The organism is Polynucleobacter sp. GWA2_45_21 (assembly GCF_001830325.1).
In the GTDB taxonomy this organism is placed as follows: domain Bacteria; phylum Pseudomonadota; class Gammaproteobacteria; order Burkholderiales; family Burkholderiaceae; genus Polynucleobacter.
In genome coordinates, this window is sequence record NZ_MHZG01000001.1 from 248,887 (window position 1) to 265,827 (window position 16,941).

The window sequence follows — 16,941 nt, forward strand, 5'->3', positions numbered from 1 at the left end:
ATTCAGATTACATTGAAGGGCCGCTAGGAACGGCTCCTTCACTGCGTCTTGGGGAGTATGCCTCCCAATGATTGCAACCTGGGCACTGCCAGTAAAAACGCCGCGCACGGAAACCACAATTGCCACAGGTATAGCGGGCCAAACTGGTTGTACGCTGCTTCAATAAACTGAGTGTTGCCTGTAAATCTGATACTCGCTCTGGTGTACCGTTACTTTCCGCTAAAGCTAAACGGGTCTCAGCCAACTTAGAAAGCGCACTCAAGCTTGGTGAATGCTGCATCACCTCAACCAGCATCACTTCAGCAGCTTGAGCCCCACGAATTTGAGTCATATGCTTTTGCACAATATCGAGCAATTCACCAGAAGCTTGGGTCTTTAACAATTCACAAAGCGCACTTAAGCCTTCATCGGCTTTATTTAGCGCAGTATGTGCCGCCATCCACCGATCTGCAAGCAAATGCATGTAAGCAGGATGTGTTTTAGCAATCACTGCCCATACTTCGATTGCCTGGGCCGGACGATCCATGGCAATTAAATAATCACCTTGCAAAATGAGTGCACGAGCATGATGCGGAACTGCTTGCAATGCCAATTGGACAGATTGCTCAACCTCTGGCAAATCCTTACGGCGTAATGCTTCTTGGCCCAACTCACAATGAAATTGCGCTATCTCAGTGTGATGCGACTTACCCTGTAAGCCCTCAAGCTCGCTGGCAGCAATAATAGCTTTCTTCCAATCTCGCTCGATCTGATACATCTCGAGCAGACTTTCTTTTGCGGGAGCGGCAAACTTACCCTCACCCACACGATTTAATGATGCTTCGGCTCGATCCAATAAACCGGCACGCAGAAAATCTCGACCTAATTCATAAGCAGCATGATCTCGATCACGGGGCTTCAAGTCATCGCGATTAGCCAAGTGTTGGTGTACTCGAATTGCACGCTCCGTCTCACCGCGGCGACGGAATAAATTCCCCAAAGCAAAATGAAGTTCAATGGTTTCAGGATCGAGCTGAGCAATCTTGACTAGAGTTTCAATCGCCTGATCTGGCTGCTCGTTTAATAAGAGACTTAAACCTTTAAAGGTTGAACGTTGCTGACGCATACGCTCACGCTCATCCATGCGATTCTCAAGACGCAGATCCCAGCGCGAAGCCAGCCAACCAATACCAAACATGACTGGTAGTAACAGTAGCCAAGAGGTTGCAATCTGGATCATGCTGTGCAGAACTTAAATAAAAAAATGGTCCGAATGGACCACTGGATATGCGCTATTTGACTAGGCACCAGAACCCTCTTTAGGGCTCACTTGCTTTAGAGGCTTGTAGTCAACGCGCTCACGCAATTCTTTACCAGGCTTGAAATGGGGCACTCGTTTTTCTGGGATCAATACCTTCTCACCAGATTTGGGGTTGCGACCAGTACGTGCAGGACGGTGATGCAAAACAAAGCTACCAACACCGCGCAACTCAATACGCTTGCCTTCGGCTAAAGCGTGAGTCATCGTGTCTAGCAATGTTTTTACTGCCAACTCCACATCTCTAGGAAGTAGCTGGGGGAATTGTTCCGCCAAGCTCTCCACGAGTTCGGAGCGAGTAATTGCTTGTTGCTCTTGATCTGACATGATCTATCAATAAAAAAACCGCCGCTCTCCTAGTGGAAAGCGGCGATATTGATTTAGCCTTGATTGTCCAACTTCGCTTTTAACAAAGCACCCAAGTTGGTTGTGCCGGACTGCGCATCACCTTGGAGCTTGCTCATAGCGTCTTGTTGGTCAGAGCTGTCTTTAGCTTTGATTGAAAGATTGATTGCACGTGACTTACGATCAATATTAATGATCATGGCAGTCACAGTGTCGCCTTCTTTCAATACATTGCGTGCATCTTCAACGCGATCTGTTGAGATCTCAGAAGCACGTAAGTAAGCTTCAACTTCATCAGCCAAGTGAATAGTTGCACCCTTAGCATCAACAGCCTTCACAGTACCAGTTACAAGGCTACCCTTGTCGCTGACAGATGTGTAGTTATTGAATGGGTCACCAGACAATTGCTTGATACCGAGAGAGATACGCTCTTTCTCAACATCAATGGCCAATACAGTAGCTTCAACTTCGTCGCCTTTTTTATATTTCTTAACAGCTTCTTCTCCTGGCTCATTCCATGAAAGGTCTGAGAGGTGAACCAAACCGTCGATACCGCCAGGCAAGCCAATGAACACGCCAAAGTCAGTAATAGACTTGATTGCGCCAGTCAACTTGTCGCCTTTTTGTTGGCCACGTGAGAACTCTTCCCAAGGATTTGCTTTGCACTGCTTGATGCCCAAGCTAATACGACGCTTGTCTTCATCAATATCCAGAACCATGACTTCAACTTCGGTTCCTAATGCAGTAGCTTTGCTTGGAGCAACGTTCTTGTTAGTCCAGTCCATTTCAGAAACGTGTACCAAACCTTCGATACCAGATTCGATTTCCACGAATGCGCCGTAGTCAGTCAGGTTAGTTACCTTACCGAATAAACGGGTGTTTGGTGGGTAACGACGAGCGATACCAACCCACGGATCATCACCAAGTTGTTTCACGCCGAGTGAAACACGGTTCTTCTCTTGATCAAACTTCAAAATCTTAGCGGTAACTTCTTGACCAACAGTCAACATCTCGCTTGGGTGACGCACACGACGCCATGCCAAATCGGTAATGTGCAAGAGGCCATCGATACCACCGAGGTCCACGAATGCGCCGTAGTCAGTGATGTTCTTAACGATACCTTGAACAACGCTGCCTTCTTTGAGGTTAGACATCAACTTAGCGCGCTCTTCACCTTGGCTAGCTTCAACAACTGCACGACGTGACAACACAACGTTGTTACGCTTACGGTCAAGCTTGATAACCTTGAACTCCATCGTCTTACCTTCGTAAGGGCTGGTGTCTTTGATTGGGCGTGTGTCAACGAGTGATCCAGGCAAGAATGCGCGGATACCGTTAACCATGACTGTCAAGCCGCCTTTAACCTTACCAGTAACAGTACCGGTAACGATCTCAGCTTGCTCGAGAGCTTTTTCCAAGTTCATCCATGATGCCAAGCGCTTAGCTTTGTCACGGGAAAGGATTGTGTCGCCATAGCCGTTCTCAAGAGCGTCAATAGCAACAGAAACGAAATCGCCAGGAGCTACTTCAATCTCGCCAGCGTCGTTATGGAATTCTTCAACAGGAATAAACGCTTCGGATTTCAATCCAGCGTTAACAACGACGAAGTTATGGTCGATGCGAAGTACTTCAGCCGAAATAACTTGGCCGGTCTTCATATTCGATCGGGTTAATGATTCTTCAAATAATTCTGCAAATGATTCAGACATTTATATATTCACTTTGTGCCGCCAGAAGGCCTGACGGGTTAGGTTAAAAAAGCCCCAAGAAACACGCTAAATTAGAAAATCGCGTTGTAGAGTTTCTTAAGACGCCAAAACAACTTCTACTACTGTTTACTACCCACCAAAAACTAAGCTATTTTTGATTGATACCAATCCAAAACCGTCTTAACCGCTTGATCTATCGATAATTCTGATGTTTCAAGCACTTTAGCGCCGTCTGCAACTAACAAAGGTGCGGCACCTCGACTACTGTCTCTGGCATCGCGCTCTTGTAAATCTTGCAGCAAGTCATCGAGTTTAGCAGAAATTCCCTTAGCTATCAATTGCTTATACCGACGTTCGGCCCTAGCTTCAGCCGTTGCCGTCAGGAAAACCTTCAAAACCGCATCAGGGAATATCACGCTAGCCATATCCCGGCCATCAGCAACCAAGCCAGGAGGGACCCTAAAACCATGCTGAACACCCACTAAAGCATGCCTAACCTCTGGGTGCACCGCAATTGCTGAGGCGCGCAATCCAATCTCCTCGGTGCGAATAGCGTCAGTGACATCTTCAGAATTGAGCAAAATTTGGCCATTTTTGAAGGAAATCACCAGTTTTTTAGCCAAAATACCCAGTTCTGGGCCATTTTGAGGATCAATGGATGCTTTCTGACTACCCAAGGCAACCAGTCGATACAAGGCCCCACTATCCAGATAATGAAAACCTAACTTTTCTGCTACCAAGGAGGCAACCGTACCTTTGCCAGAAGCGGTAGGTCCATCAATCGCGATGACTGGAGGTAAATTCATCAAAAAAGACTTTTAAGAAACGATCTTTGCAAATTCAGCAAAGTAAGTAGGGAAGGTTTTTGCAACGCAATTGGGATCATTGATCTTTAGCGCATTAGGGCCAAAAGCAGCCAATGAGAAACACATCGCCATGCGATGATCATCATATGTATCAATGCCTTCAGCGGGAGACTTCCAATCAGCAAGCGATGAAGGCGCCTGCACCACGATGTAGTCAGCGCCCTCCTCAACCATAGCGCCAACTTTTTTCAACTCTTTGGCCATCGCTGCAATCCGATCGGTTTCTTTTACGCGCCAACTGGCAATATTGTTTAGGCGAGTCGGGCCCTCAGCAAACAATGCAGCAACAGCAAGTGTCATCGCCGCATCCGGAATTTCGGTGCAATCAATCGTGATGCCATTCAATTTGCCATTGGCATTCGCAACACCAGCAACTTCAATCCAATCTTCACCAGAAGAAATCTTTGCACCCATTAATGCGAGTGCATCAGCAAATGCAACATCACCTTGAATGCTCTCACTACCCACACCCAAGACGCGCACCGGTCCACCACCAATGGCGCCAAGTGCCAAGAAGTAAGAAGCCGAAGATGCATCACCCTCAACAGATAAAACGCCGGGACTTTGATAGACCGCGTCAGAAGTTTTGGCAGGGATTACAAATGACTGTGCATCAGGAGAAGCTACTTTGACGCCAAAGCGTGCCATGAGCTTGAGTGTGATATCGATATAAGGGCGAGAAATCAATTCACCAATCACTTCGATCTTGACGGGCTCTTTTGCCACCAAAGGTAAAGCCATCAACAAAGCAGTAAGGAACTGGCTAGAGACATCGCCACGGACCTTCACAACATCGTTGATTTCAATATCCGCAGCAAGAATCTTGATGGGTGGATAGCCTTCTTGTAATTCGTAGTCAATCTTCGCGCCCACTTGACGCAATCCATCAACTAAATCCCGAATAGGACGCTCATGCATGCGAGGCACGCCAGATAAACGATAGTTACCACCTTGCATTGCCAAAGCCGCCGTTAAGGGACGAATCGCTGTGCCTGCATTACCCATGAAGAGGTCTGCGTTTTGTACGGGGAACTTGCCACCGCAACCCTCGACTACGCAGACTTTGTCAGCTTGATCGGTTACCGACAAACCCAATTGACGAAGCGCATTACGCATCACTTGAGTGTCGTCAGCATCCAATAAATTTTTGAGAGTTGTTGTGCCTGAAGATAAGGCAGCCAATAACAAGGCGCGATTGGAAATGCTCTTAGAACCTGGCAACACAATCGAGCCTTGTGCTCGTTTGAATGGACCAATCTGGATATCAGGCAAACCACTCATCAAAGCACATCCAAATCTTGACGTGCTTTACTGGCTTTATTAAATAGTTTTTCTAAGCCCGCACCATCATTATCAGCAATCAATTTACGCATGTGATTGACGATGAGTAGATATTGATCGAGCTCTTTCAGAACTGCTGTGCGATTACCCAAGCAAATGTCGCGCCACATTTCCGGGCTCGATGCAGCGATGCGGGTGAAATCCTTAAAGCCTGCTCCAACATGACTGAGCTTTTGATCGGCATCTTCAGAATTAACCACGCTGGCCATTAATGCATAAGACAGAATATGTGGCAGATGAGAAACCGCTGCGTAGATCGCATCATGTTGTACACAAGAAATCTTTTTCACTACAGAGCCAACCGACTGCCAGAAACCCTCAATGAGATCTGTATCTTGCGGGGAGTTTTCTTGTAGCGGACAAAGAATTGTTTGTTTACCCACAAATAAATCAGCTTTAGCAGCGCTCGCACCATGTTGCGCGCCGCCAGCAATGGGGTGTGCAGGAACAAATTGGCAAGCCTTCTTACCCAATACTTCCTTAGCAGCCAAAATCACATCACCTTTAGTGCTGCCAGCATCTGTCAACATAGTCCGAGGTTCTAAGTGTGGCTCGATGACTTCAAAAGCAGTGCGCATTTGAGCAACCGGTACACACAAGACAATCACATCAGATTGTTTTGTAGCCTCAACCAAATCGACCACTGCATCAATCGCGCCCATCTTGAGGGCTTGATCTAGATTCTGCACACTGCGTCCAACACCCAATACTTTATTGACCACACCAGCTTTTTTGAGAGCCAAACCCAAAGATGCACCAATCAAGCCAACACCAACAATAGTGACGGTACCGTAATTACTGGATGGATTGATGATGGCCATTGGCTAATTCAGCTTATCTATTTTTTATTGAATGACTACTTCGCCAAAATATCTTTGAGTGCGGTAATAAAGGCGGCATTTTCTTCGGGCAGGCCAATGGAAATACGCAACCATTGCGGCAAACCATAATTACCCACTGGGCGAACAATAATGCCGCGCTTCAGTAACTCTAGATTAATGCGAACACCGGCACCATCATCCTCGCCTACCTTGACCAACACAAAATTGCCAGCCGATGGGAGATAAGTCAGGCCAAGCGCATCAAATGCCTGGGTTAACTGAGCAAATCCAGCACGATTGAGTTCAAAGCCTTGTTGCAAGAATGCAGAATCCTGAAATGCTGCGATCGCTGCTGCTTGTGCAAGGCTATTCACGTTAAATGGCTGACGAATGCGATTCAATAAATCGGTCAAACCAGGCTGGGCAACGCCATAACCAATGCGTAAGCCTGCTAAACCATATGCCTTAGAAAAACTGCGCGACAAAATCATATTGGGGAAACGCTTCACCCAAGCAATTGCGTCATAGCGCTGCTCTGGAGTGAGGTACTCGTTATAAGCCTCATCCAAAACTACCACTACATGCGGTGGCAATGCTATCAAGAAATCTTCGATTTCTTTCGCTGTCAGATAGCTACCAGTAGGATTATTTGGGTTAGCGACAAATACCAGCTTAGCTTTATCGTCCGCAGCTTTTACTGCTTGCAGCATCGCAGGCAAGTCATGACCATACATTGCAGTAGCAGGCACTTCAACTGCCTTAGCACCAACAGCCTGTGTCGCCAGCGGATAAACCGCAAAAGCATGTTTAGAGAAGATAACTTCATCTCCAGCCTGAGCAACTGCACGCGCAGCCAACTCCAAAATATCGTTACTTCCATTGCCTAAGGTAATCCAATCTGTTGGAACACCTAAACGCGCTGCTAAAACATTCTTCAACTCAAAACCATTGGAGTCGGGATAGCGCCCCAAATCTGCCGCCGCCTTAAGCATCGCATCTTGCGCGGACTTTGGCATACCCAATGGATTCTCATTGGAGGCGAGTTTCACAATCTTGCTTTCATCCAGACCGTATTCGCGCGCAACCTCACTGATAGGTCGCCCACCAACATAGGGCGCTATCGCATGAATATGCTTTAAACCGATATTAGATTTTGATGTCATGCTGAACGAGGATAGGAGCCAAGATTTTTATAAAAAGCGGCTGTTGTTTTTAACTCTTCCAATGCTTTGGCTACTTTTGCGTCTTCAGCGTGACCAGCAACATCGATATAGAAGTGATACTCCCATGTACCCTTGCGAGCCGGGCGAGATTCAAAGCGATTCATAGAAACGCCGTGCTTGGCCAAAGGCTCTAGTAAGCGATGAACAGCACCCGGCTGGTTATCAACCGATAGCACTAAAGAGGTTTGATCTGCACCAGTGGGCTGACACTCGTAAGTGCCGACCACAACAAAACGGGTACGGTTATGTGGATCATCCTGAATCTGCGCAGCAACTGCCTGTAAGCCATAAGCTTCTTGCGCTGGGTCGCCGGCAATCGCAGCCAAGCTTGGATCGATTGATGCCATGCGGGCTGCCTCAGCATTACTGCTAACTGCTTGGCGTTTTAATTGTGGAGCATGCACACTCAGCCATTGCTGACATTGCGCTAAAGCTTGGGCATGAGCGCAAACAGTTGTGACGCCATCTAGCTTGCCACTCTTCGTTAAAAGATGATGGCGAATCGGTAGAACTACCTCACCGCTAATACGCATTGGAGAATCCAACAGCAAATCTAAAGTGCGAGAGATAGCCCCCTCACTAGAGTTCTCAACAGGAACAACGCCGAACTGGGCTGCACCCTTCTCTACTGCCTCAAATACTTCATCAAGGCTATTGCAAGGTAAGCCAGCAATCGAGTGACCGAAATAGGTTTGCGCCGCTTGCTCTGAAAATGTTCCCACTGGTCCGAGATAAGCAATTGTCTGACGAGCCTCCAAGGCGCGACAGGCAGACATGACTTCACGCCAAATTGCAGCGATGCCATCCGCTAATAGTGGGCCCTTGCTGAGTTCCTGTAAGCGCGCAACCACCTGACGTTCACGTTCAGGCCTAAACACTGGGGAAGAAAATCCGCCCTTAATGTGTCCAACTTCTTGAGCCGCTTTTGCACGCTGAGATAACAACTCCAAAATCTGCGCATCGAGCGCATCAATCTTGTCGCGAATAGGTGCTAAGCGCTGCTCTTCAGTGCTTTGGTCTTTGGAGCTCATTAGGCACGCCTTTCAAAGTCACGCATAAATTCCACCAAGGCTTTAACACCCTCGATTGGCATTGCGTTGTAAATACTGGCACGCATACCGCCAGCAGCCTTGTGACCACGCAGAGCAACTAAGCCTGCTACATTGGATTGCTCCAAGAACTGAGCATTAAAATTCTCATCCCTCAGGAAGAAGGTGACATTCATGCGGGAGCGATATTCTTTAGGAATGCGATTCTCATACAAGCTACTTTGATCTAAGAAGTTGTAGAGCAAATCTGCCTTTTCTTGATTGCGCTTCTCAATCGCCTTCACGCCACCCTGTTTGAGTAGCCACTTAAACCCGAGGCCAGCCATATAAATCGAAAAAGTTGGTGGTGTGTTGAGCATCGAGTCAGTAGCAGCTTGTTTTGACCAATCCCAAATCGATGGGGTGATCTTCATACTGTGGCCCATCAAATCTTTGCGAACAATCACAATCGTCACACCAGATGGGCCAATATTTTTCTGAGCTCCACCAAACCAGACGCCGCACTTAGTGACGTCCATCTCTTTAGAAAGAATGTTGCTAGAAATATCTGCAACCAATAACTTGCCCTTGACATCAGGCACATCTGGAAACTCCACACCGCCAATAGTCTCATTGGCACAGTAGTGAACATAGGCAGCATCATCTGAGAGCTGCCAAGTAGAACGATCTGGAATCGTATTGAATTTTTCGGAGGCAGAAGATGCGGCTAAATGAGCAACACCATATTTTTCGGCTTCTTTAAAAGATTTTTCTGACCAAATACCAGTCACCAAAAAATCTGCCTTTGGGCCATTCTTAGCTAAGGGCATAAGGTTCATTGGAATGGCGGCATTTTGACCTAAACCACCACCCTGCAGCATCAAGATTTCATAGGAATCTGGGATATTCATGAGGGTGCGTAGATCTTGCAGCACCTCCTCATAAAGCGCCATAAACTCTTTGCCGCGATGACTAACCTCCATCACGCTTGCGCCTAAGCCCTGCCAGTTCAACATCTCCGCTGCAGCCTGCTTTAACACCTCTTCCGGCAAAGTAGCAGGCCCCGCAGCGAAATTGAAAATGCGGCGGTCAAACGTCATGATGAATTAATTAACCTTGTATGAATGCCAATTAGGCATCACCAGCTTCATCAGAATTGGAATCGACTGCTGGATCAGCTGAAACATCTCCACCCTCACCGTCTTCACCATCATCCAAATCATTCTCATCATCCGAATCGCTTTCAGCAATGCGCTGCAAACCAGACAAACGTGTGCCTTCATCGACGTTGATCAATGTGACGCCTTGTGTTGCGCGCCCCATCTCACGAATCTCTGAAACACGGGTGCGAACCAAGATTCCGCCAGTCGTAATCAACATGATTTGATCTTCAGGGGATACCAAAGCAGCAGCGACGACTTTACCGTTACGCTCAGTTGTCTGAATCGCGATCATGCCTTTAGTGCCACGACCATGACGGGTGTATTCACCAATTGGAGTGCGCTTACCAAAACCATTTTCTGTTGCAGTCAATACGCTACTTGGAATGGCAAGGCCATTTGCATCAACCACAACTGCTTCTGCACCTTCAGCAGCTTCAGCCGGGGCAACCAACATGGCGATGACTTGATGACCCTCACCCAAATTCATACCGCGCACACCACGTGCCGTACGACCCATTGGGCGAACATCATTCTCATCAAAGCGGACTGCTTTACCAGCGTCAGAGAACAACATCACATCATGCTGACCATCAGTAATTGCGGCCCCAACTAAGAAGTCGTTTTCGTTTAAATCGACAGCAATAATTCCGGCCTTACGTGGATTTGAGAAGTCAGACAAACGTGTCTTCTTCACGGTACCCAGGCTGGTTGCCATAAAGACGTAATGATCATCTTGATATCCCTTAATCGGGAGAATCACAGTAATCTTTTCGCCTTCAATCAATGGGAACATATTGACGATCGGCTTGCCACGTGAGTTGCGGCTACCTTGTGGAACCTCCCACACTTTGAGCCAATACATACGTCCGCGATCAGAGAAGCACAGAATGATGTCGTGCGTGTTCGCAACGAAGAGTGTTTCAATCCAATCTTCATTCTTCGTAGCTGCAGCTTGTTTGCCACGACCACCACGTTTTTGAGCGCGATATTCACTCAGAGGCTGGCTCTTCATATAGCCGGTGTTCGAAAGCGTGACCACCATATCTTGCGGAGTGATCAAATCTTCTGTGAACAACTCGGTTGCGTTCATTTCAATAAATGAACGACGACCAGTGTCACCACCAGCAATACCAAACTCAGCTTGGACTTCTTTCAATTCGGACTCGATGACTTGAGTGACACGCTCCGGCTTAGCAAGTAAGTCGAGCAAATCAGAAATCTCTGCCATCACATCTTTGTACTCATTCACAATCTTGTCTTGCTCAAGGCCAGTCAAGCGTTGCAAACGCATCTGCAAAATTTCTTGCGCTTGACTATCAGACAAACGATAGAGACCAGTAGATTGCATGCCGTACTCAGGCAATAAACCTTCAGGACGATAGGCATTGCGACCGCCCGGAGTATCCGTCTCTGCGCGTGCCAACATCTCGCGCACCATGGAAGAATCCCATGCCTTACTCATCAATTCTGACTTAGCCACCACTGGGTTTGCTGCAGCTTTAATGATGGCAATAAATTCATCAATGTTTGCCAACGCAACTGCCAAGCCTTCTAAGACATGGCCGCGTTCACGTGCTTTGCGTAATTCAAAAATCGTACGACGCGTCACAACTTCACGACGATGTTGTAAGAAGTACTCCAACATTTGCTTCAGATTCAATAGGCGCGGCTGGTTATCCACCAGAGCCACCATATTCATACCGAAGTTGTCTTGCAGTTGAGTGCTCTTGTACAAATTATTGAGAACTACTTCCGGCACTTCACCGCGCTTGAGCTCGATTACTACGCGCATACCTGACTTATCAGACTCATCACGCAGATCAGAAATGCCTTCTACTTTTTTCTCATTCACTAACTCAGCAATGCGCTCGAGCAAGTTCTTTTTATTCACCTGGTAAGGCAACTCGTCAACGATGATGGCCTGACGAGCGCCCTTATCGAGGTCTTCAAAGTGGGTTTTGGCACGCATCACGACACGGCCACGGCCAGTGCGATAGCCTTCACGAACCCCTTGAACACCATAAATAATGCCGGCGGTCGGGAAATCCGGAGCGGGAATGATCTCAATCAGCTCATCAATCGTGCATTCTGGGTTGTGTAATACATGCAAACAGGCTGTAACCACCTCATCCAAGTTATGGGGAGGGATGTTGGTTGCCATACCCACAGCGATGCCTGAACTGCCGTTAATCAGCAAATTAGGCACTTTTGCAGGAAGAATCAGGGGTTCTTTCTCACTACCGTCGTAATTTGGCCCGAAATCCACGGTTTCTTTGTCCAAATCGGCCAATAACTCATGGGCGATCTTACGAAGGCGGATCTCGGTATATCGCATCGCAGCAGCGTTATCACCGTCTACAGAGCCAAAGTTACCCTGTCCGTCAACCAGCATATAGCGTAGAGAGAAGTCCTGAGCCATACGAACAATGGTGTCATACACCGCAGAATCGCCATGTGGATGGTATTTACCGATCACATCGCCAACTATACGGGCAGATTTTTTGTAAGCGCGGTTCCAATCGTTGTTTAATTCATACATAGCGAATAAAACACGTCGGTGAACCGGCTTCAGGCCGTCACGCACGTCTGGCAGGGCTCTGCCGACAATGACGCTCATTGCGTAGTCCAAATAGGACCGCCGCATTTCGTCTTCGAGGGATATTGGTAGTGTTTCTTTAGCGGCTTGTTCCATTTAGAAATAATATCATTTTGATGACTGATAGCCCCTATGCTAAGATTCTGTCAGTTTGTACGAAATTGAGATGTGTCGCTTTGCGGTTTTTGCTTCAAAGTAGGGCGAATTACATTTAAGTTTGACTTTAATTAAAAAAGAGATTTTTGAGGACTAAAAATGAACAAAACCCTAAAAGTGTTGTTAGCTTCTGTTGTTACTGTTTCTGCTTCTGCAGCAATGGCTTCTGATAACTGGGAAAACAGCTCTGGCTTGAACTGGAAAAACGGCGACGGCACATTGTGCTGGCGTGATAACAACTGGACTCCTGCTACTGCAGCTCCTGGTTGCGATGGCTACTTAACAGCTAAAAAAGCTTCTGGTGTAAGCCAAAGCAAGATCACTTTGCAAGCTGACACACTTTATGACTTCAACAAGTCTGACTTGAAGCCAGAAGGTAAAGCTACTTTAGACAAAATCGCTAAAGACTTAAGCAAGATCAAATTAGAAGTAATTATTGCTGTTGGTAACACCGATAGCGTTGGTACTGATGCTTACAACATGGCTCTCGGCCAGCGTCGTGCTCAGTCCGTTAAGGCTTACTTGGTAAGCAAAGGTGTTGACGGTAGCCGTATTTACACAGAATCAAAAGGCAAGAGCAATCCAGTTGCATCAAATGCAACTGCTGAAGGCCGCGCTAAGAACCGCCGTACTGACATCGAAGTTGTTGGTACAGCTAAAGTTAAGTAATTCTTTTTTACTTGTAAAAAAGCCCGGTTCTGCCGGGCTTTTTTATTTCCGCTATATTCGTAATTCCTTTATCTCCGGCACACATTGTGCCCTCACCCTATGAACGTCGATCAATCTGAAATCGCTAAATTCAGCGCTCTAGCCCATCGCTGGTGGGATCCCGAGAGTGAATTCAAGCCCTTGCATGCCATCAACCCATTGCGCCTGAACTGGATCAAGACCTTTGTCGACCTTCATGGCAAGAAAGTATTGGATGTGGGTTGTGGTGGCGGGATTCTAGCGGAGTCTATTGCCCAATCAGGCGCCGATACCTGCGGAATTGATTTGTCAGAAAAAGCTCTCAAAGTAGCTGAATTACATGCACTTGAAGTAGGCGCCACTCTCCAATACCGCTCTATTTCAGCTGAAGCGCTGGCTGTGGAAGAGCCAGGGCAGTATGACGTTGTGACTTGCATGGAGATGCTAGAGCATGTCCCTGACCCGGCTTCAGTCGTTCAGGCCTGTGCAAAGCTCTGTAAGCCAGGTGGCACCCTCTTTTTTAGCACCCTAAACCGTAGCCCTAAGTCCTACTTATTTGCCATTATTGGCGCCGAATACGTCCTCCGCCTGCTACCAAAAGGTACCCACGAATACGCTAAATTCATCAAACCTTCTGAATTAGTCGCATTTACTCGCCAAGCAGGCTTAGAAATGATTGGCATGAAAGGTATGAGCTATAACCCTCTCACTCAAGTCTATAGCTTGGGTGATGATGTTGATGTGAACTACATGATTGCCGTACGTAAATGAGTAGCGGGTTAGCAAGCCCTTACAAGGGTGTCTTTTTTGACTTGGATGGCACGTTAGCTGATACCGCCCCAGACCTTGTGGCAGCAGCCAATCAGCTTCTCATCGCCCGTAATCTTCCTCCCAAGTCATATGAGGTCTTACGCCCCTGCGCCTCTGCAGGAGCCCGTGGCTTAATTGGGGGTGCATTTGGAATCAACCCTGAGCACCCAGACTTTATTCCGCTGCGAGATGAATTTTTCAGGAATTATGAAAAAGCACTCTTGGTCAACAGCGTGATTTTTGACGGCGTTGACCACCTCTTAGATCAATTGGATGAAGCAAAGCTCCCTTGGGGCATTGTGACTAACAAAAGTGAACGCTTTACCCATCCACTGACAGACCTCATGGGACTTCGTCAAAGAGCAGTCTCTACAGTTTGTGGTGATACCACCCCACACTCAAAACCCCACCCAGAACCCATTCTTCACGCAGCCAGAATCGCCAATATCGATCCCAGTAAATCAGTCTATGTTGGCGATGACATCCGGGACATCATTGCCGGTAAAGCTGCAGGCATGATGACTATCGCAGCAGCCTACGGCTATTGCGGCTGCGAGGAACCCCCAGAAGCCTGGGGCGCAGATTATCTTGTACGCCACCCAAAAGAATTACTCCAAATCATCTTCCCGCAGTAGGGCTAAATCGCTAATCTGCAAGTTATCCAGCAATTTAAGGCTAAGAGCCTTAAAATAGAACCTCCAATGCATGCATTCTGGGACCGACATGGTTTCGACGTGGGTTACAAAGCATCAAGGGCATACCGAGGACCCGTTATCTCGTAAATCAATGGGAATGTAATAACTGCAAACGACGAACGTTTCGCACTAGCCGCTTAATTGCGGTTGCCCCTGAACTGACTCTCTCTTGGGTCAGCTAGCGCAAGCTAGATCAGGGTCATTTACAAGAGATAAGATCATTTCATGTCACGGGGAATGGTTCGAAAACTTAGTGAATCGCCAGCGTGGAACATGTCAGTCTGTGACTAGCTAGCTAAATTAAATGACATGACTAAGTATGTAGAACTTGTTGTAGAGGATTTGCGGACGCGGGTTCGATTCCCGCCGGTTCCACCATTTTGAAGTACGTAACAGTCTAACGCCACCCACTAGGGTGGCGTTTTTCTTTTAGCGCTTCGGTGTTTTTCCTGCCATCTTCACTGCTCTCAGAAAATCAAAGTCCACACCTTTGTCTGCTTGCGTAACTGTATCTAAGAATAGCTTTAGATAGCCGCGCTCTGCAGTGGGCTCGACTACTGGATTATCTTTTGCGCGCTTAGCCAATTCTTCTTCTGAGACTAGCAAACTAATCTCGCGATTCTTCACACTCAAACGAATGCGGTCACCATTTTTTACATATGCGAGTGGCCCACCAACTGCGGCTTCTGGAGTCACGTGTAAGACGATCGTTCCAAATGCTGTGCCACTCATGCGGCCATCAGAAATACGCACAATATCTTTTACACCAGCACGCGCAAGCTTCATCGGAATCGGAATATATCCCGCTTCAGGCATGCCTGGCGCACCTTTGGGACCAATATTTTTTAGCACCAAAATATCATCTGCAGTGACATCTAAATCAGGGCTATCAATTCGATTGGCAAGATCTTCAGAATTCTCAAAGATAACTGCTCTACCCTCATGCTCCATCAATTTTTCGTGAGCCGCTGACTGTTTGATGATGGCGCCACCAGGCGCTAAATTGCCATGCAATACGGCAATACTGCCACGGGGATAAATTGGATTGCTAAACGGGCGCACTACATCTTGTTTAAAGCTGGGTGGGGCGGCATCAATTTCTTCACCCAAGGTACGACCTGTTACCGTCATTGCATCTAACTTTAATAATGGTTTTAGCTCACGGAGCAAGGTGGTCATACCACCAGCATCATGAAAGTTCTCCATGTAGTGATCACCGGAAGGCTTGAGATCAACTAGAACCGGGGTTTCATCACCCATCTTATCGAGTGCGTCCAAGTCAATCTCGAGCCCCATGCGGCCAGCAATAGCAGCTAAGTGAACAATGCCGTTGGTTGATCCACCAATCGCTAACAACACACGCATGGCGTTTTCAAATGCATCGGCGGTGAGCACCTTATCAATAGTTAAGCCATCTTTTGCCATTTGGACTGCACGTGTGCCCGTCTCTTCTGCAATCCGAATGCGGTCTGCAGTGACCGCAGGTGGCGTTGCACCGCCTGGCACAGTCATTCCCAATGCTTCAGAGATACAGGCCATGGTGCTAGCGGTACCCATTACAGAGCAAGTGCCAACACTCGCTACCAATTGATCATTCACCTCATCTTTTTCAACTTCATCAATTTCACCGGCGCGGAATTTTCCCCAATAGCGGCGGCAGTCTGTACAGGCGCCCACACGCTCACTACGATGAGACCCCGTTAACATTGAGCCGGTAATTAACTGAATTGCTGGCAAGCCTGCAGAGGCTGCACCCATCATTTGAGCTGGCACAGTCTTATCGCAACCACCAATCATGACCACTGCATCCATCGGTTGAGCGCGGAGCATCTCTTCCGTATCCATGGACATGAGATTGCGCAAATACATACTGGTTGGCGCAGCAAAACTCTCATGAATGGAGATGGTTGGGAAGTCCATTGGCAATCCACCCGCCAACATCACACCCCGTTTCACAGCCTCAATTAATTGCGGCATATTGCCATGACATGGGTTGTAGGAGCTTCCCGTATTAATGATGCCAATGACAGGACGATCTAAGACGCTATTGGTATAGCCAGCCCCTTTAATGAATGCCTTACGCAAAAATAAAGAGAAGCCTTTATCGCCATAACTTGTTAAGCCCTTACGCAAGCCACTTTCAGGAGTTTGATTTTTGTCTTTATTGTTATTGCTTGTCATAGGTGAATGTCTCTTATTTGGCA

13 protein-coding genes, 1 other RNA gene and 1 pseudogene are annotated in these 16,941 nt (G+C 47.4%); 4 read left to right on the forward strand and 11 right to left on the reverse strand.

Features of this window, described 5'->3' with window-relative positions; genetic code table 11:
• Positions 1–7 precede the first annotated feature (7 nt).
• The 10 genes and pseudogenes from lapB to gyrA all read right to left on the reverse strand — a co-directional run bounded on the left by lapB (position 8) and on the right by gyrA (position 12,485).
• Entirely contained in the window at positions 8–1,219 is a 1,212-nt protein-coding gene (gene lapB / locus A2X74_RS01250) for a lipopolysaccharide assembly protein LapB (protein WP_293627624.1), read from the reverse strand.
• 108 nt (positions 1,220–1,327) lie between these two features.
• Positions 1,328–1,624, reverse strand: a pseudogene (locus A2X74_RS01255) (integration host factor subunit beta); the annotation flags it as partial.
• A gap of 53 nt (positions 1,625–1,677) precedes the next feature.
• Positions 1,678–3,351 carry a 30S ribosomal protein S1 gene (gene rpsA / locus A2X74_RS01260; RefSeq protein WP_215301598.1) on the reverse strand — a complete coding sequence of 558 codons (1,674 nt, stop codon included), beginning with the start codon at positions 3,349–3,351 and terminating at the stop codon, positions 1,678–1,680.
• Between the two features lie 143 nt (positions 3,352–3,494).
• The gene (cmk, locus tag A2X74_RS01265; RefSeq protein WP_293627626.1) at positions 3,495–4,157 is read right to left on the reverse strand and encodes a (d)CMP kinase; all 663 of its coding nucleotides are present in this window, start codon (positions 4,155–4,157) and stop codon (positions 3,495–3,497) included.
• 12 nt (positions 4,158–4,169) lie between these two features.
• Positions 4,170–5,489 carry a 3-phosphoshikimate 1-carboxyvinyltransferase gene (gene aroA / locus A2X74_RS01270; RefSeq protein ID WP_293627827.1) on the reverse strand — a complete coding sequence of 440 codons (1,320 nt, stop codon included), beginning with the start codon at positions 5,487–5,489 and terminating at the stop codon, positions 4,170–4,172.
• A gap of 8 nt (positions 5,490–5,497) precedes the next feature.
• On the reverse strand, positions 5,498–6,379 hold the full coding sequence (locus A2X74_RS01275; protein ID WP_293627628.1) for a prephenate dehydrogenase/arogenate dehydrogenase family protein: 882 nt from the start codon (positions 6,377–6,379) through the stop codon (positions 5,498–5,500).
• A 35-nt stretch (positions 6,380–6,414) separates the two neighbouring features.
• Positions 6,415–7,542, reverse strand: a complete 1,128-nt coding sequence (hisC, locus tag A2X74_RS01280; protein ID WP_293627630.1) for a histidinol-phosphate transaminase — start codon at positions 7,540–7,542, stop codon at positions 6,415–6,417.
• The gene (gene pheA / locus A2X74_RS01285) at positions 7,539–8,633 is read right to left on the reverse strand and encodes a prephenate dehydratase (RefSeq protein ID WP_293627632.1); all 1,095 of its coding nucleotides are present in this window, start codon (positions 8,631–8,633) and stop codon (positions 7,539–7,541) included. Before pheA ends, hisC begins: the two co-directional genes overlap by 4 nt.
• Complete coding sequence (serC, locus tag A2X74_RS01290) at positions 8,633–9,730, reverse strand: 3-phosphoserine/phosphohydroxythreonine transaminase (protein ID WP_293627634.1); 1,098 nt, start codon at positions 9,728–9,730, stop codon at positions 8,633–8,635. Before serC ends, pheA begins: the two co-directional genes overlap by 1 nt.
• Positions 9,731–9,761: 31 nt before the next feature.
• On the reverse strand, positions 9,762–12,485 hold the full coding sequence (gene gyrA / locus A2X74_RS01295) for a DNA gyrase subunit A (RefSeq protein WP_293627636.1): 2,724 nt from the start codon (positions 12,483–12,485) through the stop codon (positions 9,762–9,764).
• Positions 12,486–12,644: 159 nt separating this feature from the next.
• Between gyrA and ompA the strand changes: the two genes are divergently transcribed.
• The 4 genes from ompA (at position 12,645) to ssrA (ending at position 15,115) form a co-directional block, all read left to right on the forward strand.
• Positions 12,645–13,214, forward strand: a complete 570-nt coding sequence (gene ompA, locus A2X74_RS01300; RefSeq protein WP_293627638.1) for an outer membrane protein OmpA — start codon at positions 12,645–12,647, stop codon at positions 13,212–13,214.
• A gap of 99 nt (positions 13,215–13,313) precedes the next feature.
• The gene (gene ubiG / locus A2X74_RS01305; RefSeq protein WP_293627640.1) at positions 13,314–14,003 is read left to right on the forward strand and encodes a bifunctional 2-polyprenyl-6-hydroxyphenol methylase/3-demethylubiquinol 3-O-methyltransferase UbiG; all 690 of its coding nucleotides are present in this window, start codon (positions 13,314–13,316) and stop codon (positions 14,001–14,003) included.
• On the forward strand, positions 14,000–14,677 hold the full coding sequence (locus A2X74_RS01310; RefSeq protein ID WP_293627642.1) for an HAD-IA family hydrolase: 678 nt from the start codon (positions 14,000–14,002) through the stop codon (positions 14,675–14,677). The genes ubiG and A2X74_RS01310 overlap by 4 nt, the downstream gene beginning before the upstream one ends.
• A 79-nt stretch (positions 14,678–14,756) precedes the next feature.
• Positions 14,757–15,115: a transfer-messenger RNA gene (ssrA, locus tag A2X74_RS01315) on the forward strand.
• A gap of 51 nt (positions 15,116–15,166) precedes the next feature.
• On the opposite strand, the gene A2X74_RS01320 is transcribed toward ssrA, so the two are convergent.
• Positions 15,167–16,918, reverse strand: a complete 1,752-nt coding sequence (locus A2X74_RS01320; RefSeq protein WP_293627644.1) for an IlvD/Edd family dehydratase — start codon at positions 16,916–16,918, stop codon at positions 15,167–15,169.
• Between the last annotated feature and the right edge of the window lie 23 nt (positions 16,919–16,941).